The sequence below is a fragment of the Streptomyces sp. NPDC046197 genome (assembly GCF_040646295.1).
GTDB lineage: Bacteria > Actinomycetota > Actinomycetes > Streptomycetales > Streptomycetaceae > Streptomyces.
In genome coordinates, this window is sequence record NZ_JBEYZY010000042.1 from 22,712 (window position 1) to 37,277 (window position 14,566).

The 14,566-nt window shown below is 72.6% G+C and carries 11 protein-coding genes and 1 pseudogene; 4 read left to right on the plus strand and 8 right to left on the minus strand.

Going from position 1 to position 14,566, the window contains the following annotated elements:
* Positions 1–16: 16 nt before the first annotated feature.
* The 6 genes from AB0A61_RS35460 to AB0A61_RS35485 form a co-directional block, all read right to left on the minus strand.
* Positions 17–1,807 carry an acyltransferase domain-containing protein gene (locus AB0A61_RS35460; protein ID WP_361301906.1) on the minus strand — a complete coding sequence of 597 codons (1,791 nt, stop codon included), beginning with the start codon at positions 1,805–1,807 and terminating at the stop codon, positions 17–19.
* A 112-nt stretch (positions 1,808–1,919) separates the two neighbouring features.
* Complete coding sequence (locus AB0A61_RS35465) at positions 1,920–2,189, minus strand: acyl carrier protein (RefSeq protein ID WP_361301909.1); 270 nt, start codon at positions 2,187–2,189, stop codon at positions 1,920–1,922.
* 165 nt (positions 2,190–2,354) lie between these two features.
* Positions 2,355–3,575 carry a ketosynthase chain-length factor gene (locus tag AB0A61_RS35470; RefSeq protein WP_361301912.1) on the minus strand — a complete coding sequence of 407 codons (1,221 nt, stop codon included), beginning with the start codon at positions 3,573–3,575 and terminating at the stop codon, positions 2,355–2,357.
* Complete coding sequence (locus tag AB0A61_RS35475) at positions 3,572–4,837, minus strand: beta-ketoacyl-[acyl-carrier-protein] synthase family protein (RefSeq protein WP_361301915.1); 1,266 nt, start codon at positions 4,835–4,837, stop codon at positions 3,572–3,574. The genes AB0A61_RS35470 and AB0A61_RS35475 overlap by 4 nt, the downstream gene beginning before the upstream one ends.
* Before the next feature lie 307 nt (positions 4,838–5,144).
* Positions 5,145–6,734, minus strand: coding sequence for an acyl-CoA carboxylase subunit beta (locus AB0A61_RS35480; RefSeq protein ID WP_361301918.1), 1,590 nt, complete (start codon positions 6,732–6,734; stop codon positions 5,145–5,147).
* 43 nt (positions 6,735–6,777) lie between these two features.
* Entirely contained in the window at positions 6,778–7,572 is a 795-nt protein-coding gene (locus tag AB0A61_RS35485) for an AfsR/SARP family transcriptional regulator (protein WP_361301920.1), read from the minus strand.
* A 254-nt stretch (positions 7,573–7,826) separates the two neighbouring features.
* Between AB0A61_RS35485 and AB0A61_RS35490 the strand changes: the two genes are divergently transcribed.
* The 4 genes from AB0A61_RS35490 to AB0A61_RS35505 are packed head-to-tail and all read left to right on the plus strand — an operon-like array spanning position 7,827 to position 12,444.
* Entirely contained in the window at positions 7,827–8,138 is a 312-nt protein-coding gene (locus AB0A61_RS35490) for a hypothetical protein (protein ID WP_361301923.1), read from the plus strand.
* Positions 8,135–10,399, plus strand: a complete 2,265-nt coding sequence (locus AB0A61_RS35495; protein WP_361301926.1) for a TOMM precursor leader peptide-binding protein — start codon at positions 8,135–8,137, stop codon at positions 10,397–10,399. Before AB0A61_RS35490 ends, AB0A61_RS35495 begins: the two co-directional genes overlap by 4 nt.
* A gap of 51 nt (positions 10,400–10,450) precedes the next feature.
* Positions 10,451–11,794: a histidine kinase gene (locus tag AB0A61_RS35500; RefSeq protein ID WP_361301929.1), complete on the plus strand. Its 1,344-nt coding sequence runs from the start codon at positions 10,451–10,453 to the stop codon at positions 11,792–11,794.
* A gap of 38 nt (positions 11,795–11,832) precedes the next feature.
* The gene (locus AB0A61_RS35505) at positions 11,833–12,444 is read left to right on the plus strand and encodes a response regulator transcription factor (protein WP_361301976.1); all 612 of its coding nucleotides are present in this window, start codon (positions 11,833–11,835) and stop codon (positions 12,442–12,444) included.
* A 111-nt stretch (positions 12,445–12,555) separates the two neighbouring features.
* Here AB0A61_RS35505 and AB0A61_RS35510 read toward each other — a convergent pair.
* Both AB0A61_RS35510 and AB0A61_RS35515 read right to left on the minus strand, forming a co-directional pair.
* A pseudogene (locus AB0A61_RS35510) lies at positions 12,556–13,155 on the minus strand (4'-phosphopantetheinyl transferase superfamily protein); the annotation flags it as partial.
* 109 nt (positions 13,156–13,264) lie between these two features.
* Entirely contained in the window at positions 13,265–14,500 is a 1,236-nt protein-coding gene (locus AB0A61_RS35515; RefSeq protein WP_361301932.1) for an acyltransferase domain-containing protein, read from the minus strand.
* Positions 14,501–14,566 lie beyond the last annotated feature (66 nt).

A 14,566-nucleotide genomic window follows, 5' to 3' on the forward strand; every position in this document is an offset into this window, starting at 1 on the left:
GGACGGGGCGGGTGCCTCAGCGGTGCGCGGCCGAGGCGAGGGACGGCGTGGCGGCGTCCGCCCCACCGGTGGCGGGCAGGTCCTCGTCGCTCCAGGTCCACAGACGCGACAGCGCGACCAGGTCGAGGTCGTGGCCCTCGGTCCACAGCCGGCTCGCGGCGGTCAGCACCGACTGCCGGTCCGCCTCGGCCGTCCCCGGCCGGGCCGGCAGCAGCGGCACCACCGCGCTGGCGCCCAGGCGCACCGCGCGGTGCCTGCGCGCGAACGCGGTGAGCGTCTGGCGCGGCCCCGCCTCGACCATCAGGACGTCGTCGACCGCGAGCAGTTCCTCCAGGGCGGCCCTGAAGTACACCGTGTCGGTGATCTGACGGGCCCAGAAGCGGGCGCTGCGGGCCTCCTCGGCGCGCATCAGGGCCCCGGTGTAACCGGAGTACAGCGGCAGCGCGGGCTCGCGCAGCGGGACCCGGCGGTAGTCGTGTTCGACGGCGTCGGACGCCGGAGCCATCGCCGGTGAGTGGAAGGGGCTGGTGGCCGGGACGGTGACGGCGACGTACCCGTCCCGCAGCAGCCGCTGTCGTACCTCGGTCAGCGGGGCGGCACGCCCGGCGAGCATCACCTGCTGGGCGGTGTTGACGGCGGCGACGGCCACCTCGTCGTTCAGATACGGCCGCAGGCTCTCCTCGCCGGCCGCCACCGCCAGCATCCCGCCCTCGGGCACCCGCACGGCCTCCCGCACCCGGGCCATGACCATCCCGACCGCGTCGCGCAGCGACATCACTCCGGCCAGCGCCGCCGCGACCAGTTCGCCCGCGCTGTGGCCGAGCAGCGCCACCGGGCGGACCCCCCAGCTCAGCACCAGGCGGCCGAGGGCGTAGTCCACGGCGAACAGCAGGGGCTGCGCGCGGCGCACGTCGTCGATGCCGATCGTGGGCCGCCCGCCGGTCAGCCAGTCGTGGCGGATGCGCGGCCCCTCCTCGCCCATGTGGGACAGGGCCGCGTCGACGGCGGCGGTGAACACGGGCTCGCGCCGGTAGAGGCCCGCGGCCATCCGGTGGTGCTGTGAGCCCTGGCCGGGGAAGAGCAGGGCGACCGACCGGGGCCGGCCGGCCCGCACCACGGGCGCCTTGTGGACCGTGCCCGCGGCCAGCCGGGCGATCGCGACGGCGGCACCGCGCACCGGCCCCGGCGCGGTGCCGCAGGGGACGGCCGTGGGCAGGGCCGCGTACGCCTCGCTGTGCAACGAGGAGAGCAGGGGCAGCAGTTCGCCGCGGACCCGCCGCTCGTCGTCGCCGTCCCGGCCTGACCACAGCAGCAGCCGGTGCCGCTGCGGATCCGTCTCGCGCCGTCCGTGGCGCAGGGGCCGCAGCGGCGGGACGGCGTCGAGGTCGTCGGTGTCACCGAGGTCCAGGACGCCGACGACGCTGTCGCCGTCCGCGACCGCTTCCGCGGCGCGCTTGACCGCGTACACGGTGATGGTGTCGGGGCCGGGCCCGTCGAACCCGGCGACGAGCGCGAAGTCGACCGCGCCGCTGCGCAGTTCGTCGTGGGCGCGGCGCAGCGCGCGACCGGACGAGGACGCGGTGCGCACGGTGAAGCCCTCGTGCACGGGCCGCAGCGCCGGGTCCGGGGCGGCCGACGCGATGTGCACGACGGTACGCACGGGCAGGGCCGAAAGCGGCTGCCCGAAGGCGCGCAGCACCGCCGAGACGGCGGCGGGCGACGCCGCGGCCCGCGCCCTGTTCCCTGCCGCGGCGCCCGGGCTGACGACCAGCCTCCGGATCACCGCGCTGTGCTCGGTGAGCGACATGGTTCCCTCCTCGTGGCGCGGTCCGCGGACCGCCGGTGGCGGGCGCGGGGATGAGTACGGCCGCCCCGCCACGGGGGACAGGGGCGGGGCGGCCGCGTTCGGGGCGGGACGGTCAGGCGGAGGCCTGGCCCTCGTTGATGAGGGCGAGCAGCGCCCCCGGGGTCTCGGCGTCGACCACGGCGTCGTCCGGGATGCTGATGCCGTACTCCCGCTGGATCTGGCCGATCACCTGGAGCAGCGCCAGGGAGTCGTATCCGAGCTCCATGAACGGGGTGTCCATGACGTCACCGTCCAGGTCGATGCCCTCCTCCTCGCCGGCGCTCTCGCGGAGCATCCGGGTGAGGTCGGCCAGGGTGACGGTGGTGGTGGTCGTGGTGGTCATGTCGGTGCCGTCCTCTCGATGGAACAACGATGGAACAATGCGGAAAAACGCGGGTGCGCAGGGAATCCCGTCGGCCGCGTGGGGGGCGGTCGGCCGGGGCACGCTCGTGGGGGGTTGCCGGGGCGTGGTGGCCCCGGCGGTCTGTGGGGTGACGTCCGGTGTGTCTCAGGCGGAACGGCGCACGACGAGTGCCGCGTTGAAGCCGCCGTACCCGCGGGCCAGCACGAGTGCGGTGCGCAGCCGTGCCTCGCGTGCCGCGCCGGTGACCAGGTCGATCCGGTGGGCCGGATCGGCCTGGGGCACGTGGACGGTGGGCGGCACGATGCCGTCGCGCAGGGCCAGCAGGGCGGTGGCGGTGTCGAGGGCGGCCCCGCCGGCGAGCAGCCGCCCGGTCATGGTCTTGGGGGCGGTCACCGGGACGGCCCGCGGGCCGAAGAGGCCGGACAGGGCCTCGGCCTCGGCCTGGTCCAGGGCGGGCACCCCCGAGGCGTCGGCGAACACCACGTCGACGTCGGCGGGTTGCAGGCCCGCGTCGGCGAGCGCGTTCTCGGCGGCCCGGCGCAGGCCCGGCGGCCGTCCCGAGCCGGGTGCCGGGTCCAGGGTGGCGCCGTAGCCGGCGATCTCACCGTAGAGGTGCTCGGCGCCCCGCTCCCGCGCCGAGTGTTCGTCCTCGACGATCAGGATCGCCCCGCCCTCGCCCGGCACGTACCCGCTGGCGTCGGGGGAGAAGGGCAGATAGGCCCGCTCCGGGTCGTCGACCGTGCTCATCAGGCCGGAGGCGATCTGCGGCACCCAGCCCCAGGGGCAGACGGCCGCGTCCACCCCGCCGGTGATGACCGCCGGGAAACCCTTGCGCACATGCCGCCTGGCCTGGCCGATGGCGTCGATGCCGCCCGCCTGCTCGGTCAGCAGCACGCCGCTCGGGCCGCGCAGCTTGTGCCGGATGGAGATCTGGCCGGTGTTGACGGCGTAGAACCAGGCGAAGGACTGGTAGGCGCTGACGTACTCCTTGCCCTTGCTCCAGAGGTTCTCCAGCTCGCGCTGGCCGAACTCGACGGCCCCTCCGGACGCCGAGGTGACCACGCCGATGCCGTACTCGGGCAGGGCGGAGGTGTCGATGCCGGCGTCGTGCAGCGCCCAGTCGGCCGCGGTCAGCGCGAGCCGGGTCATGTGGTCGGTCTGCGGCATCAGCCGGCTGGGTATGTGCTCCTCGGCGACGTAGCCGGAGACCTCCCCCGCGATGCGGGAGGGGTACTGGGCGGGGTCGAAACGGGTCACCGGACCGAGGCCCGACTCGCCCGCCAGAGTGGCCTTCCAGTACTCCTCGGTGCCCAGGCCGTTGGGTGCGGTGACGCCCAGACCCGTCACCACGGTTGCCGTGGTCATGCGGCGCTCCTCTCCGGGCGGGCGAGCACCATCGCGCTCTGGAAGCCGCCGAAGCCGCTGCCCACGCTGAGGACGACGTCGGTCTGCTGCTCGCGGGCGGTCAACGGGATGTAGTCGAGGTCCAGTTCGGGGTCGGGCTCGTGCAGGTTCGCGGTGGGCGGCAGCACACCGTGCTCCATGGCCAGGGCGCAGGCGGCGATCTCCAGGGAGCCGATGGCGCCCAGCGAGTGCCCGATCATCGACTTGATGGAGCTGATGGGGGTCCGGTACGCGTGCTCGCCGAGGCTGCGCTTGAAGGCGCCGGTCTCGTGACGGTCGTTCATCTTCGTTCCCGAACCGTGGGCGTTGATGTAGTCGACGGTGTCGGGGGAGAGCCGCGCCTCGGTGAGGGCGACGTCGATGGCCTCCGACATCTCCCGGCCGTCCGGCTTGAGACCGGTCATGTGGAACGCGTTGCAACGGGAGGCGAAGCCCGCTATCTCCGCGTAGATGTGGGCCCCGCGGCGTCGGGCGCCCTCCAGCTCCTCCAGGACCAGGACGGCGGCGCCCTCGCCGAGGACCAGGCCGCTGCGGGTGCGGTCGAAGGGCCGACAGGCGCTCTCCGGGGTGTCGTTGCGCGGGGTGGTGGCGTGGATGGCGTCGAAACAGGCCGAGGTGATCGGGGAGATGGGGGCCTCGGTGGCGCCCGCGATCATCACGTCCGCGGTGCCCTCGCGGATGAGTTCCACCGCGTGGCCGAGTGCGTCCAGGCCGGAGGTGCAGCCGGTGGAGACCACCGCCGCGGGTCCCTCGGCGCCTGCCGCGTGGCCCACCTCCGCGGCCATGGAGCTCGGCACGAAGTGGCGGTAGAGCTCGGGTACGGCGTACTCGTGGTCGACGTTCCACTTGCGGCCGCCGTCGCTGACGACGACGTACTCGCGCTCCAGGCTGGTGGTGCAGCCCACGGCGCTGCCCAGCGAGGTCCCGATGCGGGACGGGTTGTGGGCGCCGGTGTCCAGTCCGCTGTCGGCCAGTGCCTCGCGGGCGGAGACGACCGCGAACTGCGCGGCCCGGTCCAGGCGCCGGATCTCCTGGGGCGTCAGACCCGCGGCCCGCGGGTCGAAGTCGCACTCGGCGGCGACCTGCGAGCGGAAGGGCGAGGGGTCGTAGAACGTGATCCTGCGGGTGGCGGTGCGACCGGCCGTCAGGAGGTCCCAGTACTGCTTCGCACCGACCCCGCCGGGGGCCACGACGCCCAGCCCGGTGATGGCGACTTTGCGCATGGCGCTACCTCGTCTTCGACGGGGCGGGGTGCCGCGACGGGCACTTGCCGGATGGAACTGTGCGGGCCACTGTCGATCCCTTCGTCCGTGTCACTGCCGATTCCGCCTGTCTGCGCCGACACCGCCGGGCCCCGGCGGCGCAGGGACCGCCGGCTGCGGCGGCCGGGCGCGTTCGGGGTGAGAACGCCCCGGCCGGCCGGACCGGTCGGCCGCCCGCTCGTGGCGTGCGGCCGTTGCCGGTTCAGCCATGGAACGTCTGTGTGCTCGACCGGCGCTCGCGCCGCCATGGACCTGCGGCGGCACCGGATCACGTCGGCACGTTGCCGTGCTTGCGAGCAGGCACTTCGGCCTGTTTCGCGCGCAGCATCGCCAGCGAGCGAATGAGGACGCGCCGGGTGTCGCCGGGGTCGATGACGTCGTCGACGAGGCCTCGTTCGGCGGCGTAGTACGGGTGCATCAGCTCGCTTCTGTACTCGGCGATCCGGCGGGCGCGGACCGCCTCGGGGTCGTCGGCGGCGTTGATCTCGCGCCGGAAGATGACGTTCGCCGCTCCCTCGGCGCCCATCACCGCGATCTCGTTGGTGGGCCAGGCGAAGGACAGGTCGGCGCCGATGGACCGGGAGTCCATGACGATGTAGGCGCCGCCGTAGGCCTTGCGCAGCACCAGCGAGATACGGGGCACGGTGGCGTTGCAGTAGGCGTACAGCAGTTTCGCGCCGTGCCGGATGATGCCGCTGTGCTCCTGGTCGACGCCGGGCAGGAAGCCGGGCACGTCGACGAGGGTCACCAGCGGGATGTTGAAGGCGTCGCAGGTGGACACGAAGCGGGCCGCCTTCTCGCTGGCGTGGATGTCGAGCACGCCGGCCAGCGCGGCGGGCTGGTTGGCCACGATGCCGACCGGGTGCCCGTCCAGCCGGGTCAGCGCGCATACGGCGTTGCGCGCCCACGCCTCGTGGACCTCGACGTACTCGCCGTCGTCGGCGATCTCCTCGATCACCGCGCGCATGTCGTACGAACGGCCCGGGTCGGCCGGCACCAGGTCGACGAGGGCGTCGGTGCGCCGGTCGGCGGGGTCCTCCGTACGCACGGCGGGCGGTGTCTCGCGGTTGTTCGACGGCAGCAGCGAGAGCAGGTAGCGCACGTCCTCCAGGCAGGAGGGCTCGTCGTCGTAGGCGAAGTGGCACACGCCCGAGACGGTGGCGTGCACGTCGGCGCCGCCGAGGCCGTTGTGGGTGATCCGTTCGCCGGTGACCGCCTGGACCACGTCGGGCCCGGTGATGAACATCTGAGCGCTCTCGCGGACCATGAACACGAAGTCGGTGAGGGCGGGGGAGTACGCGGCGCCCCCGGCGCACGGCCCGAGCATCACGCTGATCTGCGGGATGACTCCGGAAGCCGCCACGTTGCGGCGGAAGATGCCACCGTAGCCGGCCAGCGCCGTGACGCCCTCCTGAATACGGGCGCCGGCGCCGTCGTTGAGACTCACCAGGGGGGCGCCGGCGGACTGTGCCAGGTCCATGACCTTGTGGACCTTCGCGGCGTGCGCCTCGCCGAGCGCTCCCGCGAAGACGCGGAAGTCGTGGGCGTAGGCGAACACGGTGCGGCCGTGGACCAGTCCCCAGCCGATGACGACACCGTCGCCGTGCGGCTTCCTGTCCTCCAGACCGAAGCCGGTGGCCCGGTGCCGCCTGAGCGGCTCCAGTTCGGTGAACGTCCCCTCGTCGAAGAGGAGTTCCAGGCGCTCGTAGGCGGTGAGTTTGTTCTTCGCGTGCTGCCGCCTGGTGGCCTCGGGGTCGGGGCCCCGGCCCACCTCCTCCTTCAGTCGCCGCAGCTCGTCGGCGGCGCGTCGCAGGTCCGGGGCGGCTGGTGTGACCGTCAGGTCGTCGAGGATCGTCATCGGCCGAACGTAGGTACGCCGGCTAGAGACGTGCTGGAGTGGTTCAGCCCTTCGCCGGGACCGACAGCTCCAGTGCCGGGTCGGCGGACAGAACGGCCTGGTGCAGACGCTGCAGCCGCGGCGACGGCTCCAGGCCGAGCTCCTCGATGAGCGTCTCGCGCAGCCGCTGATAGGCGTCCAGGGCGCGCCAGGCCGCGCCGGCCCGGTGCAGGGCGGTCATCAGCTGGGCGCAGAAGTTCTCGTGCATGGGGTGCTGGGCGACCAGGACCCGCAGTTCCGGCACGATCTCGGTGTGCCGGCCCAGATGCAGGTCGGCATCGATGCGGCGCTCCAGGGCGGCCATGCGGTCCTCCTCCAGCCGCAGCACCTCCAGCTCCAGCACGCTGCCGACGCGTACGTCCACCAGCGCCGGCCCCTGCCACATCCGCAGCGACTGCCCCAGCAGGTCGGAGGCGGCCCGGTGGTCCCCGGCCTCGTGCGCGGCCCGCCCGGAGGCGGCGAGCCGGGTGAACTCCTGGACGTCGATCTGACCGGGCTGGATCTGCAGCAGATAGCCGCCGTGCTGGGTGACCAGGACGTCCTTGGCCTGCCGGGTCGGGTCGCCGTCCAGTGCCTGCGTTATCCTGCGGCGCAGTTGGAGGATGTAGGTCTGCAGGGTGGTGGCCGCGCTGCGGGGTATGTTCTCGCCCCAGATCTCCATCATCAGGGTCGGGACGGTCACCACACGCTCGGCCTGCAGGGCGAGCAGGGCGAGGATCTGGCGTGGCTTGGCGGCGGTGGGAACGACCGACACGCCGTTCTCGCGAGCGGTCAGTGGTCCGAGGACTTTGATCTCCATGGAGAGTCCTCCCCTTTCGTTCGCTCGTGCGGCCGGTTCCCGGCTGGGCCCAGGCCACAGCTCTGGAGTATTGACCGAGCCTCGCACCAGGGGCGTTGGACTCCCAGTGAGCGGTTCACGAGGGCGGGCATGAAAATGTCATGCCCCGGTGATGAGGACGGCACTGGGCTGGTTCCCGGCCACTGAAGCAGAATCCATGCCCTCGGCACCGTCGAACTCAAGCTCGTACGACGCCAATTCAAGGGGGACCTTCCATGAGCATCGCCCTGTCACCCGCACCAGCCGACGCGGACGGCTCCGTCGCCGTCATGCGTCCGGACGATCACCGCGTCGCCCTGCTGACGGCCAGGACCGCTCTGGAACCGGAGCTGGCACAGCGTTACTCCGAGGACCCGTGCTCCCTGCTGGCCGAGTTCGGCCTGGCGGCCGCGGAGCCGGTGTACGGCATGGGAACACCGCACGAGATGCGGTTGCTGATCGAGGATCTGGACCGTTCGTCGGTGGTGGCGTTCACGTGGTGCGTGTCCGGTGATCTGCTCGCGTCCGCGAAGGCCACCCGTAGATGAAGGGCGTGTCGCTCGCGGGCCCTTCGCACACCGTCGGCTTCAAACCGCACCTGCGGGTGGAGGTCGTCGCGGGAGAGGCCGTCTACCTGCTGTCGGAACGCGGAACCACCGCGCTGCAGGGTGCGCATGTGGAGTCACTCGCCCCGCTGCTCGACGGAACCCGGACCCTTCCGGCCGTGCTGGACGAGGCGTCGGGGACACTGTCACCCGGCGAGGCGGCGCACGTCATAGCCGAACTCGCGCGAGCCGACCTGATCGGGTACCGCGACCCGACGGGGGACGACTCGGCCGCCGCCTACTGGGAGTTGGCGGGTCTGCCCGGGGCGAGTGCCGTATCGGCGCTGCGCGCCACGCTCGTCGACCTCGTCACCCTGGGGAGGGTGAACCGGGCGCTCGTCCGCAGGGAGTGCGTCGCCTCGGGGCTGACGGTCGCGACGGGCGACCGGCGGGCCGAGTTCGTGCTGGTCCTGTGCGACGACTACCTCGATCCGCGGCTCGGCGAGCTCGACAGCCGGCTGCGGGCCGAGGGGAGGCACTGGCTGCTCGCCAAGCCGTGCGGCTCGCAGGCGTGGGTCGGCCCGGTCTTCGGGCCGGGTGAGCGCGCCTGCTGGTCGTGTCTGGCCCACCGGCTCCGTGCCCGGATCTTCTCCCAGGCTCCGGTCCGGCAGGCCCTGGGCCTGCCTGGCGCGGTGCCCCTGCCCGACGCGTCGCTCGCGGTGGTGCGCGGTCTGGGCCTGCACACCGCGGTACTGGAGGCGGTCAAGTGGGTGGCCGGGATGCGGTACGCCGAACAGAGCGCCGTCTGCGCCCTGGACACCCGTACGCTGCGCACCCGCCACCATGCGGTGACCAGGCGTCCGCAGTGCCCCGAGTGCGGGGATCCCGGGCTGGTGACGCGGCAGGTGCTGCGGCCCTTCGTCCTGCGGTCGCGTCCCAAGGCCGACGGGACGGCCGGCGGTCACCGGGCGCTGTCCCCCGAGCTGATGCTGGCCCGCTACCGGCACCTCGTCGACCCGGTCACCGGCGTCGTCTCCGGCCTCCATCCGGTGGCGGGCACGCCCGACGGCCTCCATCGCTGGCGGTCGGGGCGCAACGCCGCCCTGCGGGCGTCCTCGCTGAACGGGGTCCGCGGCGGGCTGCGCAGTCACAGCGGCGGCAAGGGCACGACCCCGCTGGAGGCCCAGGTGGGGGCGCTGTGCGAGGCCGTGGAGCGCTACTCGGGCACGCGGCAGGGAGACGAGCCGGTCGTCCGGGACACCATGGCGGGGCTGGGCGCCTCGGCCGTCCATCCCAACGCCTGCCAGCTGTACGCGGACCGGCAGTTCCAGGACCGCGACCGGTGGAACGCGTCCTGCGGGCCGTTCCAGGTGGTGCCCGAGCCGTTCGATCCGCGCGAGCCCGTGGAGTGGACGCCGGTGTGGTCCCTGACCTCGGGTACCCACCGGATGCTGCCCACCTCGATGCTGTACTACGGGCCCGCCCCCGACGGCACGGAACGGGCGCCGTGGGCGGACTCCAACGGCAACGCGGCCGGCGGCAGCCCGGAGGACGCCGTGGTGCAGGGGTTCCTGGAACTGGTGGAGCGGGATGCTGTGGCCGTGTGGTGGTACAACCGCACCCGGCAACCGGGCGTCGACCTCGACGCCTTCGACGAACCCTGGCTCGCCCGCAGCCGGACGGCCTACGAACGGCTGGGGCGTCAGGTGTGGGCACTGGACCTGACGGCCGACTTCGGTATCCCGGTCGTGGCCGCGCTGTCGCGGCTCACCGGAGAGGGTGAGCAGGCGCTGTGTTTCGGGTTCGGCGCACATTTCGACCCGCGGATCGCGCTACGCCGGGCGGTAACGGAAATGAGCCAACTGCTGCCCGTCGGCGAGGAATTACGGGTTTGGCGCGCCTCCCATCCGCAACTGGACCAATGGTGGAAAGGCGCGACGGTCGAAAACCAGCCTTACCTGGTGGCTGACCCCGGTCAGGCCACCCTCGGGCCGGGGAGCCGTGCCGTACCGACCCATGACGACCTGCGGGGGGACGTGGAGACCGCGCAGGAGCTGGTGCGTGCCCACGGCATGGAACTGCTGGTGCTGGACCAGACGCGCCCTGACGTCGGGCTTCCCGTGGTGAAGGTGATCGTCCCCGGCATGCGGCACTTCTGGGCGAGGTTCGCCCCGGGGCGGCTGTTCGATGTTCCGGTACGCCTGGGAAGGCTCGCGCGCCCGACGAAGTACGGCGAACTCAATCCCATTCCGGTGTTTGTCTGAATCGCTGCGGCGGTCGCTCACGGTGGCCCAGAACCAACGGTTAGTCATACCATGCGCATCACCCACCCAGTCCCCGGCGAGGAGACGGCGATGCCGGACGAGTACCGTGATGCGGAATTTGTAATTCCTCGTCAGCAGGCGGGCGGGTCCGCCGAACCAAAGGGAACCGGCCAATCCGCTCTGCTGCGCCGGGTACTCGCCGTCTCCCCGCGGCAGCAGACTCCGGCGCCGCGGGTCGCCCGGGGCATCACCGTGGTGGCTCTGGCCTGTTACTGCTTCGCGACGGTGATCAACGTCCTGGGCACGCCGGGGCTGAGCCCCGCGTTACTGGTGACGTGCGTCGCCACCGTCCTGCTGAACTTCGGTCTCCAGTTCAGCGTGTCCTCGCAACGGGCGCGCGCCTGGTCCCTGCGGCGCCGCCTGACCGTCCTCGGCGTGCAGGCCGCGCTGACCTACCTCCCCATGGTCTGGTTCCACACCAGCTGGGGCAGCATGCAAGGCCCGCTGGGGGCCACGCTGTTGCTCACTCTGCCGCCCAGGCTGGCGTGGCCGGCGTACGGGGTCGTGGTCGCCGGCATCATCCCCTACTCGCTGCTCTCCGGCGCCGGGGTGCTGGAGACGTGCTACTTCCTCGTCGCCGGCGGGCTCACCGGCCTGGTCGTCTACGGACTGAGCCGGCTCGCCGACCTCGTCCAGGAACTGCACGAGACCCGGGAGCAGATGGCCAAGATGGCGGTGGTCCAGGAGCGGCTGCGGTTCGCCCGGGACCTGCACGACCTGCTCGGATACAGCCTCTCCGCGATCACGCTCAAGGGCGAGCTGATCCAGCGGCTGATCCAGCCCCGGCCCGACCGTGCGGCCACCGAGACCGCCGAACTGCTCGTCGTCGCCCGGCAGGCGCTCGCCGACGTGCGACTGGTCTCCCGCGGATACCGGGACATGTCCCTGAGCGAGGAGGCCGAGTCCGCCCGCGCGGTCCTCGCCGCCGCGGACGTGCGCGCCGAAGTGAAGGTGGAGTGCGGACGGCTGCACCCCGTCGTCGACACGGTGCTGGCCACCGCCCTGCGCGAGGGAATCACCAACATGCTCCGTCACAGCGCCGTACAGGTATGTACCATCGGCGCACGCGTCGAGGGAGACGTCGTCCGGCTGTCCCTGGTGAACGACCGTCCGCACAGCGGAGGCGAGGGCTCCAGACTGCCCGACGAGCCCGAGGCGGGCGGCAGCGGCCTGGGCAACCTGCGCACCCGCTTCGCCGCGATCGGGGGCGAACTCGACGCCGGGGTGGGCGAGGACGGCAGATTCCACCTGGACGCGTGGGCACCGCTCCGGCCGCGCAGCACCGACACGGGAGTTCCGGCGCACGACGCGGTCCGGGGGAAGGCAGCGGTCTGAGGTACCCCGGCATGGGGTGACAAAGGGGGAGATGGGTGCTGTCGTTGAAGATCCTCCTCGCTGAGGACGTGCACATGATCCGGGGCGCCCTCGTGGCGCTGCTCGAACTCGAACCCGACCTGGAGGTCGTCGCCGAGGTCGACCGAGGCGACTGCATCGTGAGGACGGCACTGGAGACCCGGCCGGACGTCGCCGTGATCGACGTCGACCTGCCGGGCACCGACGGGCTGACGGCGGCGGCCGATCTGCACGAGCAACTGCCGTCCTGCCGCACCCTGATCCTCACCAGCCTCGGCCGCCCCGGAACCCTGCGACGCGCCCTCTCCGCGCATGTCACGGGCTTCCTGCTCAAGGACTCCCCGCCGGACCAGCTCGCACTGGCCGTCCGGTCGGTCGCGGCGGGCCGCCGGGTGGTCGATCCCCAACTGGCCCTGGCCGCCTGGGACTGCGCCGACAATCCGCTGTCCGCGCGCGAGCTGGAGGTGCTACGCCTCGCCGCCCGCGGCGCCGACGCCGCCGAGATCGCCGGCTGCCTCTTCCTGTCCAAGGGCACGGTCCGCAACTACCTGACGGCGATCGTCAGCAAGCTCGGCGCCCGCAACCGCATCGACGCCATCCGGCTCGCCGAGGAGGCCGGCTGGATTCCCTGACCGCGAGCCGGTCGCCCGGACCAGGGCGTCCAGCAGGCCCTGGTCCAAGGTGGTGCCCACGGACAGGTCGGACAGCTCACCGAAGCCCGTGTCGCCCACCGCGACGCTCACCACATAGCGGCCGCCCACCGCGAAGGTGCCGAACTGCCACTCCGGGCCGCGCGCGGGCGTGCCGTCCGGGCGTACCAGCGACGCGCCCGAGTCCTCCAGCGCGAAGCCGAACTCGGTGAAGCGGAACCGCAGTCCCTGGCCGAGCGCCTTGCTGTAGGCCTCCTTGAGCGTCCACAGCCGCACCAGGGTGTCGTTGCGCGCCGCCTCACCGCCCGCGTCGAGTCGTGCCTTCTCGAACGGTGTGCACGCCTGCGACTCCGAGCCGGTGTGGGCGAGCCTGCGGTCCGCCCGCTCCACGTCGACGCCGATGCGCCCCCGGCGGGTGATGCCCACGACCATCATGTCCTCGGTGTGGCTGAGGCTGATCTCGATCTGGTCGCAGCCGCGCACATAGGGGCGGCCCCCCGGCTGGTAGGACAGGTCGACCAGGTGCGGGGCGGTCTTCAGCGCGGCCGCCGCCGTGTGCCGCAGCAGCAGCCGCGAGGCGAGGAACCGCTCCCGCATCCCGGGCCGGGCCAGGTTCTCGTACCGGAGCCAGTCCCGCCCGAGCAGCGGCCGCAGCCGCTCGTCGGCCTCCTGGTGCGGCAGCCAGTCCCGCATCACCGCGTGGACCAGCGCCGTGCCGGTCCCGGCGAGGTCGTCGTGCAACCGGTCCCAGGGGCCGTCGGGGCCGGGAGCGGGAACGGGCGCCTTGATCCGGCCCGTCACTTCACGCCCCGGCCAGTGCGGCGGCCAGCGGGCCGGCGTCCAGCGCGGAGATCACTCCGGCGAGGTCCACGGCGTCGCTGTGCGGACCCTGGCACACCGGCAGGCACACCGGGCCGGCCGTGCCGCCCATCCGGCGCAGATACGGGGTGAGGACCGGGCGCGGTCCGATCTCCACCACGTGGGTGGGCGTCTGCTGGGCCAGCAACTGCCGGGCCGCGTCGGCGAACCGCACCGGCGCGGTGAGCTGCTCGGTCCAGTAGGGCGCGAGCAGTGGTTCGGTCACGAGCCGGCCGTGCACCGTGGAATAGAAGGGCAGTTGGGCGGCACCGCCGGGCATGCGGCGGACCACCGCCTCGAACTTGGGCACCACGGGCGCCATCAGCGGCGAGTGGAAGGCGTGCGTGACGGTCAGATGGCGGCAGCGCACGCCGCGCTCGGCCAGCCGGTCCTCGATCCGCTCCAGACCGGCCCGGTCGCCGGACAGCACCGTGGACTTGGCGGCGTTGATGGCGCTGATGCCCACGCCCGGCTCGTCGGCGACGAGTTCGGCGGCCTCGTAGGGGGTGATGCAGGCCGCCATCATGCCGCCGCCGGAGGGCAGGTACTGCATGAACGCCCCCCGCAGCGCGACCAGCTTGGCGGCGTCGGGCAGTGTGAGGGAGCCCGCGATCGTGGCGGCGGCGAACTCGCCGATGCCGTGGCCGAGTACGGCCACCGGATGCACGTCGGCCTCCTCCAGCGTACGGGCCAGGGCGTACTCGACGGCGAACAGCGCGGGCTGGGTCAGCGCGGTCTGGTGGATCCGCGGATCCCTGGCCAGGATCAGCTCGACCACCGAGAGCCCGGTGTAGGGACGCAGAGCGGCCGCCGCCTCGTCCAGGAAGCCCCGGTAGCCGGTGGAGTTGCGGTACAGACCCTCGGTCATGCCGGGGTGCTGGCTGCCCTGGCCGGTGAAGACGAAGGCCGCCCTGACCTGGCTGCCGGTGCGCCGCGCGTCCCGGTCGGCCATGTAGCGGGCCAGCTCGCGCACGGTGGGGTACAGCCAGATGTCGGTGGGCTCCACCAGCGGCCCGAACTCCGCCTCGATGTCCCCGTACAGACTGAGCGCGGCCACCGAGTCGAGGTACTCGTGCAGCGGCGCGGTCTCCTCCACCGGACGGTTCAGATAGTGTGCGAGCCGTTCCAGCAGCCACTCGCGGCAGGCCCTGCCGAAGTCGTCGTCCTGTTGTTCACGCATCGTAAGTGCTCCCTTGGGGGACCCGGGCTCACCGAAGTCCCGGGTCGGTCGTGGAGGGCGCCCCCT

What these genes read in the sequence shown, in the direction of transcription:
- AB0A61_RS35515 (WP_361301932.1), bottom strand. Translation starts at nt 14,500, where the DNA reads ATGCGTGAACAACAGGACGACGACTTCGGCAGGGCCTGCCGCGAGTGG.
- AB0A61_RS35475 (WP_361301915.1), bottom strand. Translation starts at nt 4,837, where the DNA reads ATGCGCAAAGTCGCCATCACCGGGCTGGGCGTCGTGGCCCCCGGCGGG.
- AB0A61_RS35480 (WP_361301918.1), bottom strand. Translation starts at nt 6,734, where the DNA reads ATGACGATCCTCGACGACCTGACGGTCACACCAGCCGCCCCGGACCTG.
- AB0A61_RS35460 (WP_361301906.1), bottom strand. Translation starts at nt 1,807, where the DNA reads ATGTCGCTCACCGAGCACAGCGCGGTGATCCGGAGGCTGGTCGTCAGC.
- AB0A61_RS35495 (WP_361301926.1), top strand. Translation starts at nt 8,135, where the DNA reads ATGAAGGGCGTGTCGCTCGCGGGCCCTTCGCACACCGTCGGCTTCAAA.
- AB0A61_RS35500 (WP_361301929.1), top strand. Translation starts at nt 10,451, where the DNA reads ATGCGCATCACCCACCCAGTCCCCGGCGAGGAGACGGCGATGCCGGAC.
- AB0A61_RS35485 (WP_361301920.1), bottom strand. Translation starts at nt 7,572, where the DNA reads ATGGAGATCAAAGTCCTCGGACCACTGACCGCTCGCGAGAACGGCGTG.
- AB0A61_RS35470 (WP_361301912.1), bottom strand. Translation starts at nt 3,575, where the DNA reads ATGACCACGGCAACCGTGGTGACGGGTCTGGGCGTCACCGCACCCAAC.
- AB0A61_RS35465 (WP_361301909.1), bottom strand. Translation starts at nt 2,189, where the DNA reads ATGACCACCACGACCACCACCACCGTCACCCTGGCCGACCTCACCCGG.
- AB0A61_RS35490 (WP_361301923.1), top strand. Translation starts at nt 7,827, where the DNA reads ATGAGCATCGCCCTGTCACCCGCACCAGCCGACGCGGACGGCTCCGTC.